Source organism: Micromonospora profundi (genome assembly GCF_011927785.1).
Taxonomy (GTDB): Bacteria; Actinomycetota; Actinomycetes; order Mycobacteriales; family Micromonosporaceae; genus Micromonospora; species Micromonospora profundi.
This window is the reverse complement of record NZ_JAATJK010000001.1, coordinates 3,406,499-3,421,898: the sequence shown is the minus strand read 5'-3', so window position 1 is coordinate 3,421,898 and position 15,400 is coordinate 3,406,499. Positions and strand designations below refer to the sequence as shown.

At 67.0% G+C, this 15,400-nt stretch carries 15 protein-coding genes and 1 pseudogene; 2 read left to right on the top strand and 14 right to left on the bottom strand.

Annotated elements, in window-relative coordinates; all coding sequences use genetic code 11:
* Positions 1–171: 171 nt before the first annotated feature.
* Positions 172–1,233, top strand: a complete 1,062-nt coding sequence (locus tag F4558_RS14965) for a M23 family metallopeptidase (protein WP_167944785.1) — start codon at positions 172–174, stop codon at positions 1,231–1,233.
* Positions 1,234–1,402: 169 nt separating this feature from the next.
* Here the strand turns inward: F4558_RS14965 and F4558_RS14960 are convergent, their stop codons facing one another.
* The 5 genes and pseudogenes from F4558_RS14960 to F4558_RS14940 all read right to left on the bottom strand — a co-directional run.
* Complete coding sequence (locus F4558_RS14960) at positions 1,403–2,569, bottom strand: outer membrane protein assembly factor BamB family protein (protein WP_167944784.1); 1,167 nt, start codon at positions 2,567–2,569, stop codon at positions 1,403–1,405.
* A 330-nt stretch (positions 2,570–2,899) separates the two neighbouring features.
* Positions 2,900–3,100, bottom strand: a complete 201-nt coding sequence (locus F4558_RS14955; protein ID WP_167944783.1) for a hypothetical protein — start codon at positions 3,098–3,100, stop codon at positions 2,900–2,902.
* Positions 3,101–3,197: 97 nt separating this feature from the next.
* Complete coding sequence (locus tag F4558_RS14950; protein WP_167944782.1) at positions 3,198–4,109, bottom strand: 5'-methylthioadenosine/S-adenosylhomocysteine nucleosidase family protein; 912 nt, start codon at positions 4,107–4,109, stop codon at positions 3,198–3,200.
* A gap of 563 nt (positions 4,110–4,672) precedes the next feature.
* Entirely contained in the window at positions 4,673–5,386 is a 714-nt protein-coding gene (locus F4558_RS14945) for an NUDIX domain-containing protein (RefSeq protein WP_167944781.1), read from the bottom strand.
* Between the two features lie 27 nt (positions 5,387–5,413).
* Positions 5,414–5,649: pseudogene (locus F4558_RS14940) on the bottom strand (IS5/IS1182 family transposase); the annotation flags it as partial.
* Positions 5,650–5,885: 236 nt separating this feature from the next.
* Between F4558_RS14940 and F4558_RS14935 the strand changes: the two are divergent.
* Entirely contained in the window at positions 5,886–6,728 is an 843-nt protein-coding gene (locus tag F4558_RS14935) for a DUF8453 domain-containing protein (RefSeq protein WP_167944780.1), read from the top strand.
* A 391-nt stretch (positions 6,729–7,119) separates the two neighbouring features.
* On the opposite strand, the gene F4558_RS14930 is transcribed toward F4558_RS14935, so the two are convergent.
* From F4558_RS14930 to F4558_RS14890, 9 genes are read right to left on the bottom strand one after another with little or no spacing between them, the layout of a single operon-like run.
* On the bottom strand, positions 7,120–9,945 hold the full coding sequence (locus F4558_RS14930) for an AfsR/SARP family transcriptional regulator (RefSeq protein WP_167944779.1): 2,826 nt from the start codon (positions 9,943–9,945) through the stop codon (positions 7,120–7,122).
* A 20-nt stretch (positions 9,946–9,965) separates the two neighbouring features.
* Positions 9,966–10,394 (bottom strand): pilus assembly protein TadG-related protein, encoded by a 429-nt coding sequence (locus F4558_RS14925; protein ID WP_167944778.1) that lies wholly within the window; start codon positions 10,392–10,394, stop codon positions 9,966–9,968.
* A complete protein-coding gene (locus F4558_RS14920; protein WP_167944777.1) occupies positions 10,391–10,843 on the bottom strand; it encodes a hypothetical protein in 453 nt (150 codons plus the stop codon). The genes F4558_RS14925 and F4558_RS14920 overlap by 4 nt, the downstream gene beginning before the upstream one ends.
* 26 nt (positions 10,844–10,869) lie before the next feature.
* Positions 10,870–11,292 (bottom strand): TadE/TadG family type IV pilus assembly protein, encoded by a 423-nt coding sequence (locus F4558_RS14915; protein WP_167944776.1) that lies wholly within the window; start codon positions 11,290–11,292, stop codon positions 10,870–10,872.
* A gap of 11 nt (positions 11,293–11,303) precedes the next feature.
* A complete protein-coding gene (locus F4558_RS14910; RefSeq protein ID WP_167944775.1) occupies positions 11,304–11,498 on the bottom strand; it encodes a hypothetical protein in 195 nt (64 codons plus the stop codon).
* A 37-nt stretch (positions 11,499–11,535) separates the two neighbouring features.
* Positions 11,536–12,396: a type II secretion system F family protein gene (locus F4558_RS14905; protein ID WP_167944774.1), complete on the bottom strand. Its 861-nt coding sequence runs from the start codon at positions 12,394–12,396 to the stop codon at positions 11,536–11,538.
* Positions 12,393–13,262 carry a type II secretion system F family protein gene (locus F4558_RS14900; protein WP_245241331.1) on the bottom strand — a complete coding sequence of 290 codons (870 nt, stop codon included), beginning with the start codon at positions 13,260–13,262 and terminating at the stop codon, positions 12,393–12,395. The genes F4558_RS14905 and F4558_RS14900 overlap by 4 nt, the downstream gene beginning before the upstream one ends.
* Positions 13,263–13,267: 5 nt before the next feature.
* The gene (locus tag F4558_RS14895; RefSeq protein ID WP_167944773.1) at positions 13,268–14,599 is read right to left on the bottom strand and encodes a TadA family conjugal transfer-associated ATPase; all 1,332 of its coding nucleotides are present in this window, start codon (positions 14,597–14,599) and stop codon (positions 13,268–13,270) included.
* On the bottom strand, positions 14,596–15,126 hold the full coding sequence (locus tag F4558_RS14890) for a hypothetical protein (RefSeq protein WP_167944772.1): 531 nt from the start codon (positions 15,124–15,126) through the stop codon (positions 14,596–14,598). Before F4558_RS14890 ends, F4558_RS14895 begins: the two co-directional genes overlap by 4 nt.
* Positions 15,127–15,400: the final 274 nt, after the last annotated feature.

Here is a 15,400-nt window from a genome sequence, read left to right as displayed (position 1 = left end):
TGCGGCCCTATTTGCGTTTGTAGACCTGCTCGTCGCAGCGCCAGACCCCTTCGACTCACCGGACGCGCCGGGTCAGCCCCTTGGCGCGCGGCGACTGCTCACCAGTGGAGGAAACATGACCATCAAGACACGTCTCCGCACCACCAGGCGACCTGAGCGCTGGAGCCGGCGGTGAGTCGTCGAATGCTCGCCACCCTGCTCGCTGCCGTCGTCACGGTGGTATTCGTCTGCCTCGCGGGCACCAGCCTCCTGCTGGGAGGCTCTGCTGCCGGCTGCGGCTCTGGTGCGGCACCCGGCCGAACGCTCGCCCCAGCGCCGCCCGGTGGGTGGCCCGCTGTCGGCCAATGGGATCGCAATCAGGTAGCCAACGCTGCCGTCATCGCCGCCGCCGGAACCAGCAAGGGCGTGCCCAGTCGGGGGTGGGTGATCGCCGTCGCCACCGCGATGCAGGAATCGACGCTACGCAACCTTCCCGGCGGCGACCGGGATTCCGTCGGACTGTTCCAGCAACGACCCAGCCAAGGATGGGGAACCGTCGCGCAACTCCTCGACCCCACCTACGCCGCCGGTAGGTTCTACGCCAAGTTGTTGACGATCCCCGGCTGGCAGACCATGCCGCTTACCGAGGCAGCCCAACGTGTGCAGGTCAGTGCCTATCCCGACGCGTACGCCAAGTGGGAGCCGGAAGCGACTCAGCTCGTCGGCACGATCACCAGCGGCGAGAGTTCACTGCCAACTGGGCGGCTGGCCAGCTGCGGCGCCAGCGGGCCCTGGACCCAGCCAGTCCTCGCGCCTGTCGGCTCGGGCTTTCGTACCGCTGGCCGGCCCGGTCACGACGGCGTGGACCTCAGCGCACCACGCGGTACCGTCATTCGAGCCGCATCCGCGGGCATCGTCAGCCGGGTACGCTGCAACGCCATCGACAACCGCGACGGCAGCAACTGGGGCTGCGATCGTGACGGGGACCCGGGCCTTACCAGCGGCTGCGGCTGGTACGTAGACATCGATCACGACGGCGGGATCATCACCCGGTACTGCCACATGGACAAACCACCGCGGGTCGAGGTCGGCGACCACGTCGTGGTCGGCCAGCCCATCGGTGTCGTCGGCTCGACCGGCCATTCGTCAGGGCCGCACCTGCACTTCGAGGTCCACGTCAACGGTGATACCAGTGCGGAAGCGGCCATAGATCCGGTTCCATTCATGATGAACCTAGGCGCATCGTTGGGATAGCTGGGTCTGTTCTGCAGCGCCTCGGCCTCAAACTGGGCCACAGAACAGTGTGGGCCGCTGGCAAGGCGCCTCACCGCCGATCCTCGAGGCACCTGCCATGCGGGCTGTCGGCTCGAGCGAATTGGCCTGGCTGGGTGGTGCCGCCGCCGTTACAGCGGGGATCCCACTGTCAAGGACTCATGAGTTGCACAACGTCCATCTCGTCGCGGCCAACGCCGGTGAGGCCGGGCGCGACGATGTCAGGACAGCTGCTAGCTCCGTCCTGATATGACAGCTGTTTGCCAGTAGCCGCGTCCAGGGTCGCGAACTGTCCGTTTACCCGGATCAGGATCTGGCGAGCCGTTAGGAGGCAGGTCGACAGGCCGGCTATCTTCTGCGACCACACAACCTTGCCCGTCCTCACATCGACGGCCATGTACTCTACGCTGTCGTTGGCTGCTCCGGTCCGAGCCCGGTTGACTAGGACGATTGACGAGTTGATCGCATGGATGGAGTCGGTGAAGTACTTCGGAGTCTTGAGGGCCCATAGCGGCTGAGCGGATGGGAGCCGGTATGCCTTGATCGCGTCCGGCACTCCCTTGGATGAATTTCCCACGAGGCTAACGATGGTCGTACCGTCGGGCGTCGACAACGTACGCTGCCCCGATGAACCGGTGTACGACGAACCAGTACTTGCCATGCTTCCGGTTCGGGCGAGGTCAAGCGTGCCGAGCTCGGAGTTCCCGGCCTTGAAGGTGCCGAGTATTTTCCACTCGCCCGGGATAGTCATATTCACCGTGTTCGGCTTACCGTCGTAGACCGTGTGGTCGGTTCCCACAGTGACGTAGTTGCCGATCGTGCCGAGCAAGTCGTCGCGTGGGTACAGCTGACCATTGCGGAGGTCGATGGCGAACCTTTGGGGCGGCCACAGCATGACGCCCCAACTGCCGTCCAGCGTGGTCGAGACGCCCTGCAGGTTTCCGTCGTACGCCTGGCATGACAGCGACTCCGGCGACGGTTCCACTGGCGTGGCAGACCATACCTGCGCTCCCGACGTGGCGTCCCAGGCGTTCATTTCGAGCGAGTGGGTCGCCTGGGTGATACCGGCGGCAGGAACCGTCTTGATGAGCAGGGTAATGATCAGCCGTCGGCCGTGGGTGATGACATCCGCAGCGCCGCATTCGCCGGTGAAGGAGCCGGGAGAGAGCTTGCCCATCGGTGTGCCGTCTACATCGTGCGCCTGAAGCGTCGACATGTCGTTGCCGCCTTGGAGCACACTGCTGACGACGTCGAATCCGCGCCCTTGCACGTTCGCGATCACGTTCAGTCGGCCAGGCCCGTTCACGTGGGCCAGCACGGTCCCAGGCGGTGGCGCTGCGGCCGACGGCGCGGGCAGCGACGTACTGGTGGCCGGTGCAGGCGCACCGGAGGCGGGAGCGCTTCCCGTGTTCGCGGGGGGTTCCGGCTCGGTCGCCGGTGAGCTGCCACAGCCGGCCAGTGCAAGAGTAATGCTGAGGACTGCGGCCCGCGACGAGACTCTTGACAGCAAGCGCGCTTCCGGACCCGTATGGGCACCCGTTGCTAACGCATCCATTGGCGTCCTCCTTGATGAGGGGTGGAAGGCATCCGTTCGGCTTCACGGACCGCTCGGCCCGTCTTGCATTGATCGCCAATCGGGTCGGGCAGATCAGACGCGCCGCCGCAACCACCGGCGAACTATGCCCGCAGTGGCGAGCAGAAGCGCCAAGAAGATCACGGCACGCCATGTGTCGCCTGCGGTGTTCTCGCCCGTGTACGTCAGCATTCCAAAGAAGAAGTACACGACGTCGGCCGCCAGGATCACAAGAAGCGCCTTCGTGTCCATGCCGGAGCGGTGCTTTCGTGGCACCGTGTTAATGATCTGGGGCCCGGTGCCCTGATTGGCATACACGGTCCCACGTCGCCGGGGCGAATTCTTCTGCACATAACTCGTTTGACCGTCCCGTTCAGTGCCTTTGGACGGATCCATGCCGCTCCTCAGAACGTGCCTCAGGATGAATGATCTGGTTGCCGATGCCCTGGTTCGCGTAGACGGTCCCGCCCGCCGGGCTGTTTTTCTGGACGAACAGATTTGCTGACGGCTGGCTGTCCACCCCGACTAGGCGAGTCCGGTCGGGTTCGATGCCGGCGTCGAGAACCTCGAAGGCGAACGCAGCGGCATTGCGAGCCGCGGGAATCTGCCAGCGCGCGTCGTTCCCGGCTGTCTTGTCGCTCAGCAAGTCGGATATCCCGCGCACAACCAGGGCGGAAACGCCCTCGTTGACGTAGGCCCCACGAAGAAAACCATGGCTCTCCATGTCGACCGCCAGTGCGTCCCCGCAGTAAGCGGTGAGGAGCCGTGCGGTACTCGATCGATCATTCGCAACCACCTTGCCGCCGGCGGCGATCGGCTTCACGAACGCCGCTGGACGGTGCGCGGGCGGTCGAGGCAGGATCCGTTCCTGCCACCGGGCTCGGCGAACAACGGCCTGCGCGCGCTGCACCAGGCCGAAGGATGGAGCGGAAGTCTTGACGCGCGGCAGGTAGAGGTGCTCCTCGTCCTTGCCGGACTCGTAGTCGTACACCGCGTCGGCCACGACGACATCGCCGTGCCGGACATCCTTTCGGCCGCCCGCGATACCGACGAACATTGCCACGTCGGGAGAGAAGGTCGTCACGGCGCGATCGAGCAGAATGCCTGCCGTTGCGTTGCCAGGACCAGCCTGTGCTACTGCGACATGCCACAACGCTTTTCCCTGGAACACGCCGGTGTCGAAGACCATGCCACGTTCCCAGCGCTCGGTGGTCGGCTGCGTCAGATGCTCGACAACAGCGGCGTGCTCCAGATCCAATGCGGTTAGGAAAACCACCGTCGGCATTGATCACTTCTCCAGTCTCAACACGGACTGATTCCGCAGTCCTGGAAGTTCTTCCTAAGCTGTGGCGAACGTGCCGTGAGCGGTGACGAACGTGCCGCACGCCAGCCTCTTCTGCGACGTATCGTTGCGTTGGCATCGACAACGTCGCCATCGGTCGACCGCTGTCAACTCACGGGACAGTAAGCCTGTTGCGGACTACTGAGCAGCCACTATCATCAGGCAGTCGGTTGTCCCAATTCAGACGTTGGGTGGTTTTCGGCTCCGGACGGCTTGCTGTCGTGTGCAGCCCGTCGAGGCCGTTCGGCAGCACGCTGAGATCTGGAGGTGAGTTTCCCAGGCCCTAGTTGACGGCGTGCGAGCAATGGCAGTCCGCTTGGTGCTCGCGTCGGTACAACAAGGCGTCCGCCAATAGACGAATGTGCACACGCGACCTATAGAAATGATCGATTGCGTACCACGTGGACTCCGCAAGGCGATCCGGCAGCAAGGGTTACTTCACGACCGCACAGGGTCGATCGCGCCCACCACGCTACGGCGATAACGAGTTATTGTCAATATGACATCTACGGGTGGATCGGCGGACCCAGGTCGGCTCGAAGCATCGCTGGATGGAGCCTGGTGGCCGGTCCTCGTCGGTACAGGGCGGCAGGTCGGCCTGTACCGACGAGACGCTTCTCGCCGGTCGCAACCACAAACCCCTCGGTCTTGATCACTTTCCGGCTGAAGTTGCGCGGATCGAGCTGGCCGCCCCAGACCGCCTCGTAGACGCCACGAAGCTGGCCGATCGTGAACGGCTCAGCGCAGAATGCGGCAGCAAGAGTCGTGTGCTCCAGCTGTATCCGGGCACGCTCGATCGCCACCTGCAGGATTTCGTCGTGGTCGAATGCCAGGTGGCCGTCTTCCTCAAGGCTGTCCAACGGCCTCCAACGTGCACCACTCGCATCGGATCCGGCAATCGGCATCGGTAGATTCGGCGCTATCGCGAGATACGGCACACTGACCACCCGTCCGCGCGGATCGCGGTCAGGGGCACCAGCCACCGGCAGTTGTTCGAGGTGCAGGCCCGACGCGTTGAGGCCGGTCTCTTCGCGCAGTTCGCGATGAGCGGCAGCTAGAGGGTCCTCTGTCCCGCGCAGGAATCCACCCGGCAAGGCCGGTCGGCCGGCGAACGGAGGGTTTCCTCGCTCGATGATGAGAATCTGCAGCTGATCCTCACGGACGGTAAGGATGACGAGGTCCACAGCGAGCCGCAGCACCGCATGATCACGTGTCCCCATGCTCAGAGCGTAGTCAATGAGCCCCTTTCATCCTGCGTAGCGGTTGGCTTCAACGTGGCGCAGGACGGGGACGGCTGCACGATCGCGGTGGCGCGGCGCCGGCAGCAGCGCAGCTCGGTCTGGATCTTCCAGGTCTTAAGCGTGGCGACGGCTGGTTCGCCGCGAGTGCGGATTCTCGCGCGCGCCCGGTTGACTGCCTTCTGCCGGCGTGACAGCTTCGGATGGAAGCGGCGCCGCTTGAACGGGGTGCCCCCCGCTGCCCTGAGGGCGCCGACTGAATGCGTGTGGGTCGTCTTCTCAGCGAGACCGCAGCAACGATGAGAGGCGAGGCGGCCGCGGTCGGCAGCCTTCCGCACAGGTGCAGCACCAGCCACATAAGTAAAGCCGCCGACCATGCGGGCCACCCCGGTTCAGCCATCACGGCCACGCTCAGTGCCTGATCATCGGTGGGTCGCACCGCCTTCAAGTGCGTGGCGACGCCTGCCTACAGTGTCGGAACATGGATGTGTTCGTCGACCTACTCGGCTGGTTCAACACCGAGCGTACAACCGCCGTAGTCGCTGTCCTCGCCTTGGCTGGCATCGCCTACTCGGCACAGTCCGCCTCAGCAGCTAGAAAGCAAGCCAAGAGCGCCAAAGACCAGGCAGAGCGCGCAGAAGAGCAAGTTGAGCTCGGAAAGCAACAGGTCGACTTGTTGATGCGGCAGGTCAGGCAGGCGGAGGCTGTCGAAGCAGCAACTCAGCAGGCCAGGCGGGAGTCGCTTCAGCCCAACGTCCTCGTCGACATCGCTCCCGGCGCCAACGACCCCGGCGTGTTCGTCTTGTCGATCTCGAACATCGGCGCTTCGGTTGCAAGGAACGTCCGTGTCAAGGCGCTGGATGAGATGGTTCGGTCTGATGGATTGAAGCTGCATGAGCTGACGGTCTTCACCGAGCCGATCTCCGTGATGCCGCCAGGACAGACGCGTCAATTTTTCTACGACGTCAGCTTTCAACCGTTCAAGGGAAATTCTCCGGTGCGGTGCCGCTTCGAGGTTGACTGTGACGGGCCGTTCGGGCCGGTCGAGACCGCCAGTTACGACCTGGACCTGACGCCGTACCAGGGTGGTTGGGCCGCCCCGACCACACTCTATTCGGTAATTCAGCAAATTAGGAAAGCAGTGTCATCGCTCGACTCAATCGGCCAAGCCATCCGAGACGACGGTGGCGTTGCACGAGACAAAATTGAATGCAAGATCGTTCAGTCGACGCAGTTGGAGGATGCTGCGACGACTTGGCGGCCGGCTGACGAGGGTCGAAGCGAAACTCGATCGAACGCAATGGACGACAAAGAGGCGGGTTAATCTTTCAGGTACGCCTGGGCATGGCATGTTCGCGCAGGAAGCCGTGCCGTTCATCTTGATCGGACGCGCTCATTCGCCGCCGAGCTTCCGCGCTGGCCAACGCGGCAGCACCGGGCACCGCCTACTGTGGTGTCTCCGCCCGATAAACCGTCTGTCATGACGGGCAACGTCGAGATCCACATTCCGCTTACATCGACTCGGGATGTTGCGCCCGGCATCCATCCGTTCCCTGGGTCGACCAGGTCGAGGACTTTCTTGGCGAGTTGGAGGACGAAGGCGCGGTCGAGGTCTACGACGAGGGGAGAAGAGTGCGGCGACGTCTAAATGGGACGAAGGATCGGCCTTTCGGTGTCCTGACTTGACGCATAGTCGGTCTCGACCTGGCGGACTCTCAGTCTGACTGTCCGTCGGTTTGCGGTAGGGACTTGTGGAGCAGTCGACGCGCGAGTCGATGGGTTTCGTCGGAGACGTCCTCGTCGATGTCCTGAAGCGCTGAGGTAAGTGCTGCCAGTCGCGCGTTGATGGCTGCGGTGTCGTCGACGACGGCATGGGCGTTCATGGCGAGGCGAGCGACCTCCTCGTTGATCGGGTCGATGTCGCAGGCAGCGTCGAGAAGGGTCCGGGCTCGACCGGGGTCGGTGTCGGCGAGCAGAACCGCGAGTCGGGCGTGGATGTTGACGCCGACCTGCCTGCATCTGTGCTGCGGTCCGTCCATCCATTCGAAGCTGTCGTCGTAGAGCAGGCCGTTCCAGTTGCTGACTGCGTCGTCGAGCGCCGCGCGCTGGGCGTCCCGGTCGGTTGTCGCGCCGGCGCGGCTGACGGCGTCGAGGACGCGCCACCAGTCGACGTCGAGCAGGGCCGGGTCGAGGTAGTAGCGCCCACCGGGGTTGACGACCGGTTTGAAGGTATCGCTTACCGCGCTGGGGTCGAGTCCGGTGGCGTGGGTCAGCCGATTGCGGAGGTTGGCGACGTTGGTGGAAAGGCGGTCGCGGGCTCGCCGCGGGGTGGCATCCGGTGTCATCGCTACCTCGATGTCGACGATGTCCGCACCTTGACGGTGAACGGCGAGGTAGGTGAGGAGTTCGTAGCTGGCTCGTCGGACGCCGGGGACGGGGTTTCCGTCGGCGCCGAAGATGATCGGTCGGCCGAGGACCTGGACGCGTACCCGTGACTGCCGCTTCCCGCTCGCCCGGTGAGGTTCGGCGGGTGGGGTAGGCCTGACTGGCGGTGTTGGGCTCGCGGTGGTCTGTACCGTGGATGTGTCTTCGCCACTGCTCGTGGAGCCCGGCCCTTCGGGCGTCGGGTCGCTGGGCGGGGGAGCGGGCGGCTCTCCGGTGTGAGCCTCGCGAATGACGGTGAGCAGCTGCAGAGTGGTGTCGGCGTCTAGGACCGACAGCTTGGGGGTCTGTCCCGGCTCGTTGCTGGTGGTAGTGCCGTCGCTCGCAACAGTGAGGGTGGTGCCGCGCGGCCACTGGCCGGCGATGACTGCGCTGATGGACAGGGGATGGCCCAGGTGTAGCGCGGTGGATAGCCGAGCCCGGATCGCGGTGTCGGGGATGTCGGCTATCAGTGTGATCGGCGGAAGGGGATCGTGGTGCGGGTCGGCGTCGTGGAGCGCGGCGACATCGATGACGTCGGCGTCGGTGACGGCACGTGTGCGGTGGATGATCTGTTCTTCGACGTAGGTCAGGGCATGGTCGAGTCCGGCGGTGACTCGCAGCCGAGGTAAGGCACCGACCAGATCGGTGATCGCGGTGCCGCCGAGCAGGTCGGCGAGAACCGTCGCAGGGATTACCACCTGTCCGCGGGCGTCTGGGTCGTGAACACCGCCGGAGGAGAGCGTCGCCACGAGCATCGCGCGGACGGCATCGGCTCCACCTGGTCCGGTGAGGCCGAGGCCTCCGCGTGGGTGGTCGGGTAGTCCGGCCAGTTGCGGTCCGGACGGCCCGATCGGTGCCAGCGGCGGCCGTTCGGCGCCTGCGAGATCACGGACTGTGGGTTGTGGCGGCGGGGGTGCCAATAGTTCCGGTGCCTGCTCACGGACGGCCCGGCGTAGCCGGCTGACCACGGCCGGCAGGGGCTGCAGGGTGGGATCGTTCGACGGGTCGATATCGGCGATGGGGTTGTAGCGGGTGCGTCGGCGTAGCCACACGATCGACGAGGCGGCGGCCAGTGCGGCGGCCAGTCCGATGCTCACCCATCCACCCGGTACGCCCACGCCGCGATCCTCACCGGGCGGCCGAACGGCATCGCTCTGGTCAGGCGTCGCCGGGCTGGCGCTGCTTGGGGTCGAGGCCGGACCCGACGACGCCGGCATGCCCGGTGCCGGCTCGACCACACCGTCCGGATCCTCAGCGGTTGAGGAGGACGGTGTCGACATGGGTGGGGCTGTCGACGTGGCCGGGCCGGGTGACGCGGGCACCGGGCCGGCACCCGGCGGTCGGGCGGGATTAGCGGATGCCGGCCCGGTGGCTGGTGGCGGGACAGCGTCGGCTGGCATCCGTAGGTCCCAGCCGGGTTGGATCAGGCGGGGGGCTCGCAACGTGCCGCCGACCTCGAAATGTCGGCCGCGGTTGAGCTGCCAGATCTCGGGCCAACGGTTGCCGTCGTCGAGGCACTTCTCGGCGATGACCCAGAGGCTCTCGTTGCGTTGGACGACGTACACGTAGCTGTTGCCTTTGATGCGAACGTGGTGTTCGCCAGCGCAGAGGATCGGCGGTTGCTGCTCGATGCCGACCTTGGCTGGGCCCGTCGCAGCGTTGCCGACAAGCACCACCGGGGTGGCGTGCGCCGCGGCCGGCACGACCGCGGGCAATGGCGGAGGAGTCGCCGTAGCCGGCGCGACGGTGGCGGTGGCGACGACCCCGGCAGTGAGTCCGGAGAGCAGCCAACCTGCCAGAGTCTGTACGGACGTAAAGCCGCGCAGCCTCGGCATGGGCAGGCCGCGAATTCCGGCGATCGCCTCGGCGAGGAGGCTGGCGGTGAACACGGCCCAGAGCAGCCACAGGGCGATGGCCAGCAGGTTGACCGCCATCGTGTCGGTGAAGCCGGCGGTGAGCCATGCCTGCCAGCCGGCGGTGTCGCGCGGGACGGCGCGGGGGAGGGGCCAACCGATGTGGGCGGCGAGACCGTAGGGGATGCCGACGGTGATGGAGAGCAGCGCGGTGGCGCTGGCGAGGCGGGTGAGGAGCCGGCCGAGCGCCGCGGTGACGTTCATGGCACCCCCTTCACGGTGGTCTAGCTGGTCACGGGTTCGGCGCGTTCGGTGGTCGAGACGGTGACGGTGGTGATCCCGACGGCGGCGAGTAGCGGCGTGGGCCCGGTCTTGGTGACGGTGACCGTGACCAACGTCGTGGTGGCGGAGACGGTGCCGGTCGCTCCGACCTGGGCGAGGTACTCGGTCGCCGCGGCTTCGGCCAGGACCGGGTCGAGTTGTACGGTGCCGGCCGTGCGGAGCAGGAGTAGATCGATCCGGTCTGCTCCGGCCCGCGCGGCCTGTTGGGCGACGTGGCGAGCGTCGACGCGCATCGTCATCGCGGCGCCGCCGTCGATGATCAGTGCGGCTGCGAGCATGCCGACGAGGAACATTCCGGCTGCCCAGCCGGTGCCCGAGCCGCGGTCTTCGCGCAGCTGGCGGCGAACCGCCTCCAACCTTGGGCGGCTCACGGGACGACCTCCGAGTAGGTGTCCAGTGGGGCCCTGGCGGTCGCGGTCGTGTCGGCGCCGCCCGGGCCGCTGACGCCGATCAGGTCATCGGTGGAGACGTGGCACGTGATGGTGACGGTGACCGACCCGCCGCGGCCGAAGTCGTCGAGACCCGTGACAACGGTCAACGGGGTGCATCCGCGGGCCCGGCCGGCGAGGTCGGCGCGGGCGGCTTCCTCGGCTGCCGACTGGGCAGCAGTGGCGGTGCGCTGCTGGGATGCGGCGCGGACAGCGGACGCGGCGGCGGCGTGTACGTCGAGGCGAGTGGCCGACAACCGCCATGCGCCGACGATCAGCATTGCCACGATCACCATGACCGGCAGGACGAGCCCGACGACCTCGACGGACACCGAGCCGCAGTCCCCGGTCAGACTCCGTCGAGGAGGTCGTGCTCGACTGTGCTTCGTCATCGACGCCTCGCTCCTTCCGCCTGGTCTCAGCTCACGGGTGGAACATCTTCGGTGGGTGCCTGGACTTGGACCTCGATGGGCACGGTGAGCCCTGGCACGGGAACGACACGGTTCGCCGTGCCGGTGATCGTGACGGTTGTGGTGACCGGCCCACGCTCCACGGTGATCTGGATGTCGTCGATGCCGGCCGGGTTGGTCTCGGCCAGGACTTCAGCGGCTTCGCTGCGGCCGGATTCGGCCGTCGCCCCGTAGACCCGCGCCGCCTGAAGTGCCTCCTTAGCGGCGTGCCGAGCCGACTGATCGGCCAACGACCAGACGGCGGCTTGCACGATCACGGTCAGAGCGAGCAGGAAGATGACGGTGTAGCCGACGGTCTCGGTCGTGACTGAGCCGCGGTCGCCGCGAGGTCTGCTGCGGAGGTGCTGCCTGATCCTGCTCGGACTCCCCATGATCGTGACGGTCAGAAACCGATGGTGATGACCAGGGAGTTCCAGTACTGCGTCACGGTGTCCCGGAAGAGCATGCCGATTCCGCCGACGACAACGATGAAGATGGCGATCCACATGATCGTGTCGACGGTTTCGGCTCCGTGCTCGGGATTCTCACGGATGGCCCTGAGCCCGTAGGCAAAGTTGGCGCGTAGACGGCGGATCATGGTGAACAACTCCTTCGAGCTCCATACGAATGCGGTTTCAGAGGCCGGTGCGGATGGCCGCGATGGCCGGGTACAGCAGGAACAGGCCGTAGCCGACGGCGATGAGCATGACGGGTAGCGACATCCGGACCCCGGCCGAGCGAGCGGCGGATTCCATTGCGGCGGTTGTGCGAGCGCGCATCCCCGAGGCCCGAGCAGCGAGGGAAGCGCGGACCCGGGCCCCTTCAGCCCCGGCCAACTGCATCGTTGCGGCCAACTCGGCCAACTCGTTCACTCCGGTGTCGAGGCCCAATTGGCCAAGGGGCCGCCACGGGGGCTGCCGGGTCAGCCGGGCCGTGCGCAGCGCGGCGCGCAGCTGGTCGGCGGCCCAGCCGGTGCAGACGCTTGCGGCATCGTCGAGGGCCTGTTCGACGCCGGCGCCACCGGCCAGGCTGATGGTGACCAGGTCGAGCATCACCGACAAGGTGTGGCGCAGCTGGGCACGCCGCCTCTCCGCCAGGGCGCGGGCCCGGGTGACCGCCCATCGGTAGCCGATCAGTCCGCCCAGGCCGGCGAGCCACAGCGGCACCAACCCGCCGACACCCCACAACGCAGCCAGGACGGGCAACGCCAGTACCCCCAGCCCGATGGCCGCAGCCTGCTCGGCAAGGAACGTGGGGACATCTTTCTGCAGCACTGCCAGATCGGTCCGGGTGCGGGCGGTGGGCAGGCCCAGGCGTACGAGGGGCGCCCCCAGCACCTGATAGCGGCGTTGCCGGGCGGTCATCGGCGGCCGGGCCGGACGACGTAGGCCGTCGAGCACGTCGACCAGGGCGGGTCGGTTGGGACGCAATCCCAGCAGGACCAGCGCAAGGCCGGTTCCGGTGCCGGCCCCCAGCAGCAGCGCGTCGCGGATCACCTCATCACCACCTGGGGGTGGGGGTTGGCGCCGGCCAGCACCCGCTCGTCACGGTCGATCCGGGACATCCGGCTGAGCCAGATGAACCCGACGGCGAACATCGCACCCACGATGGCGAGTACGACCTGCCCGGCCAGAGTGTCGTAGGGAGCGAGGAACGTGCGGTTGAGCAATACCTGTCCGACGGCCATGACCAGGGTGATCGCGATGATGATCCGCACCGACGTGCGGGTGGTCGCCCACTCGGTCTGGATGCGCATGCGTGCTGCAGCCTGCTCCCGTGCGGTTGCCGCGAGCGCGCCGAGCTGCTCGGCGAGGTTGCGAGCCTGCCTGGTGGCCGCCAGCAGCAACGACGCCACGACCATGTCGCCGGTCGGATGATCGAGATCAGCGGCGAACGCGCGCAGCGCGACCGGCAGGCGGACCCCAGCGTCGATCGCCTCCGCCAGCGCGATGACCTGCGGTCGGATCGCCGCTGGCGCGGTGCCGGCCGTCGCGGCGATCGCCTCTTCCAGCCCAGCCGCCGCGGCCAGCGTGTCGCGCAAGCTTTCCGTCCAGCCCGCGATCGCCTCCAACTGTTCTTGCTCACGCTGATGAACCCGGTTCCCGACCAGCACGGTGGGAAGGCTCCACGCTGCCAGCCCAGCCAAGATCGCGCCGACCAGCCAGCCGGTTACCAGCCCCGAGAACACCGCCGCGATGATCACCGTTACGGCCCGCAGGGGAGTTACGGCCGCACCAGCTCGTCGTAGCAAACCCTCCATCGGTGCAGGGCTGTCACGGTCGCACCGCCGGGCTCCGTCAACGATCAGCCACAGGCCAAGGCCGCCGAGTAGTCCGACAAGCAGCACGACCGGCATGGCCATCCGTGTCACCACCCGTCACGGTCGAGGACAGCAGGATCCAGGCCAACATCGACGAGCCGGTCCATGGTTTCGTCCCGCAGCCTCGTCGCCGGTACCGCCTGGCGGCCAGGACCGGGCCGGTATACCTCGTTGGACATGATCTGGTCCCCGTCGGTGCCGACGATCTCGCGGACGGAGGAGACCACTCGAAGGCCATTGGGAGTGCGGTCCAAGTGCACGACCACGTGCACTGCCTCACCCAGCAGCGACGTCGCGGCACTTCGCGGATAGGACGCCGGCGGTTCCATCGCATAGGTGGTCATCCGCAGCAGCGCCTGCGAACTCGACGAGGCATGCACCGTCGCCATCGACCCGTCCACCCCGATCGACATCGCCTTGGCCATCTGCACGACCTCAGCCCCGCGAACCTCGCCGAGGATGACCCGATCCGGCGTCAACCGCAGCGCGGCGCGGACGCACTGATCCAGGCTGAACTCGCCCACGCCCTCGATGTTCGCCTGCCGTGCTTGCATCGAAACCATGTCCGGGTGGACCTGCGGGTCCAGCGACAGCTCGCGGGAGTCCTCGATCACGATCAGGCGTTCCTGCGCGGGAATCGCGGAGGCGAGGGCTCGCAGGAATGTGGTCTTTCCCGCGGCGGGGCCGCCGCTGATGACGATGTTCCGACGGGCCAACACCAGGCCGGTGAACAGATCCGCCATCGTCGGTGTCAGCTCGCCCATCCCCACCAGGTCGTCCAGGCTCACCTTCACCATCGGGTGCCGGCGGATCGACACCGCGACGCGGTCGCTGATGACCTGCATCGCGTGCAGACGCGCTCCGCCAGGCAGCTGCATGGCGAGTTCGGGGGCGTCCGGGTCGAATCGGCGCTCATGGGCTCCGAGCCGAGCGCCCATGTCGCGCAACTGCTCGATCAGTTCGGCATCGGAGTTTGCGACTGCGGCCACCTGGGCGCGGCGGCCGTCGCGGTATTGCACCTGCACGTTGTCGCAGCCGTTGATGTTGACGGTCTCGATCGCCTCGTCGTCGAGGAGCGGTTGCAGCCCGCCGGCGCCAAGGAAGGAATTGCGCAACGCTTGTCGAATCCGATGTTCAGCGGCCTCGCTCAGCGGGGGTTGCCCATGGTGCAACGCCTCGCGCGCGCACTCGTCCAGGGCGTTGGATATCAACAGGTCAACGTCGCCCGTGCTGTCTGCTCCGCCGACGGCCGACACCTGTAGCCGGACGGCGACCGTGGCTCGTAACGCATCGAGAACCTCTCGCTCAGCACTGGTCAGCGCGTGGGCGCCCCCCACGCCCATGCTGCTGTTCCCCGGAGCGGAATGCCGAGCGTTCATCGGCCGCTCACCCCGGCGTGCTCCGTCACCTGCGCGACGGACGTCTCGGTACTGGCGTGCCGATCGAGGTCCAGTGCAAGGCCACGACAGGCCCGCAGCAGTGGCAACCGCGTCCAGCCCGTCGACTGCCAACCGCGCCGCGGCACCATGCGTCCGGCCAGAATCCCGGCGCCTCGACGGTCGTTCGGGACGGTCGCGGCCAGCGGCAGCCCAAGGCTGCCGGCCACCTCCACTGCCGGCCACCCGTCGCCGCCTACGGTCACCAGCTGTACGTCCCGGACCAATCCGGTCAGCTGCTCGACGTGCTCGCGTCCCTGGCTGAGGTCTCTACCCTTTGCTGATGGGATTGGTCGGCCCGTCGGGCCGTTCAGTCGCACATCCGCAACCCGAACCTCATCTTGTACGGGCCTCAGCACCACCAGCAGGACGTCCACTGCCGATAGCAGCGCGGACGCCGGCGAAGCCGGCTCCCACCGGCCCACGTCGAGCACCACCGCCGACCGGCCAGCGGCCAGCACTCGCAGCATCCGAGGTCCCCGCACAGCTAACGCCCGCAGGCTCGCCGCCGCGGCGCCAGGCTCCGCCAGGACCACATCCACCCCGGCCGGCAACGGTTGCACCCACCGAGACGGATCCGTTCGGACGTCGGCCCCGGCCCGGGCATCAGCGGCCATCGACGCCAGCCCTGGCTCCCGCCCGCCATCGTGGTAGGTGCGACCGAACCGCGCCATCAGGTCGCCGCCCGCAGGGTCCGCCTCCACGACTACGGCGCCAGGTTCGGGCCAACGCAGTGCCAGCCCC

Bases quoted from the DNA above. Each gene is read 5' to 3' on its own strand.
- F4558_RS14895 (WP_167944773.1), bottom strand. From the start codon at position 14,599: ATGAACGCTCGGCATTCCGCTCCGGGGAACAGCAGCATGGGCGTGGGG.
- F4558_RS14950 (WP_167944782.1), bottom strand. From the start codon at position 4,109: ATGCCGACGGTGGTTTTCCTAACCGCATTGGATCTGGAGCACGCCGCT.
- F4558_RS14935 (WP_167944780.1), top strand. From the start codon at position 5,886: ATGGATGTGTTCGTCGACCTACTCGGCTGGTTCAACACCGAGCGTACA.
- F4558_RS14890 (WP_167944772.1), bottom strand. From the start codon at position 15,126: ATGCTGCGAGTGCTGGCCGCTGGCCGGTCGGCGGTGGTGCTCGACGTG.
- F4558_RS14930 (WP_167944779.1), bottom strand. From the start codon at position 9,945: ATGAACGTCACCGCGGCGCTCGGCCGGCTCCTCACCCGCCTCGCCAGC.
- F4558_RS14945 (WP_167944781.1), bottom strand. From the start codon at position 5,386: ATGGGGACACGTGATCATGCGGTGCTGCGGCTCGCTGTGGACCTCGTC.
- F4558_RS14920 (WP_167944777.1), bottom strand. From the start codon at position 10,843: ATGACGAAGCACAGTCGAGCACGACCTCCTCGACGGAGTCTGACCGGG.
- F4558_RS14915 (WP_167944776.1), bottom strand. From the start codon at position 11,292: ATGGGGAGTCCGAGCAGGATCAGGCAGCACCTCCGCAGCAGACCTCGC.
- F4558_RS14900 (WP_245241331.1), bottom strand. From the start codon at position 13,262: ATGGCCATGCCGGTCGTGCTGCTTGTCGGACTACTCGGCGGCCTTGGC.
- F4558_RS14910 (WP_167944775.1), bottom strand. From the start codon at position 11,498: ATGATCCGCCGTCTACGCGCCAACTTTGCCTACGGGCTCAGGGCCATC.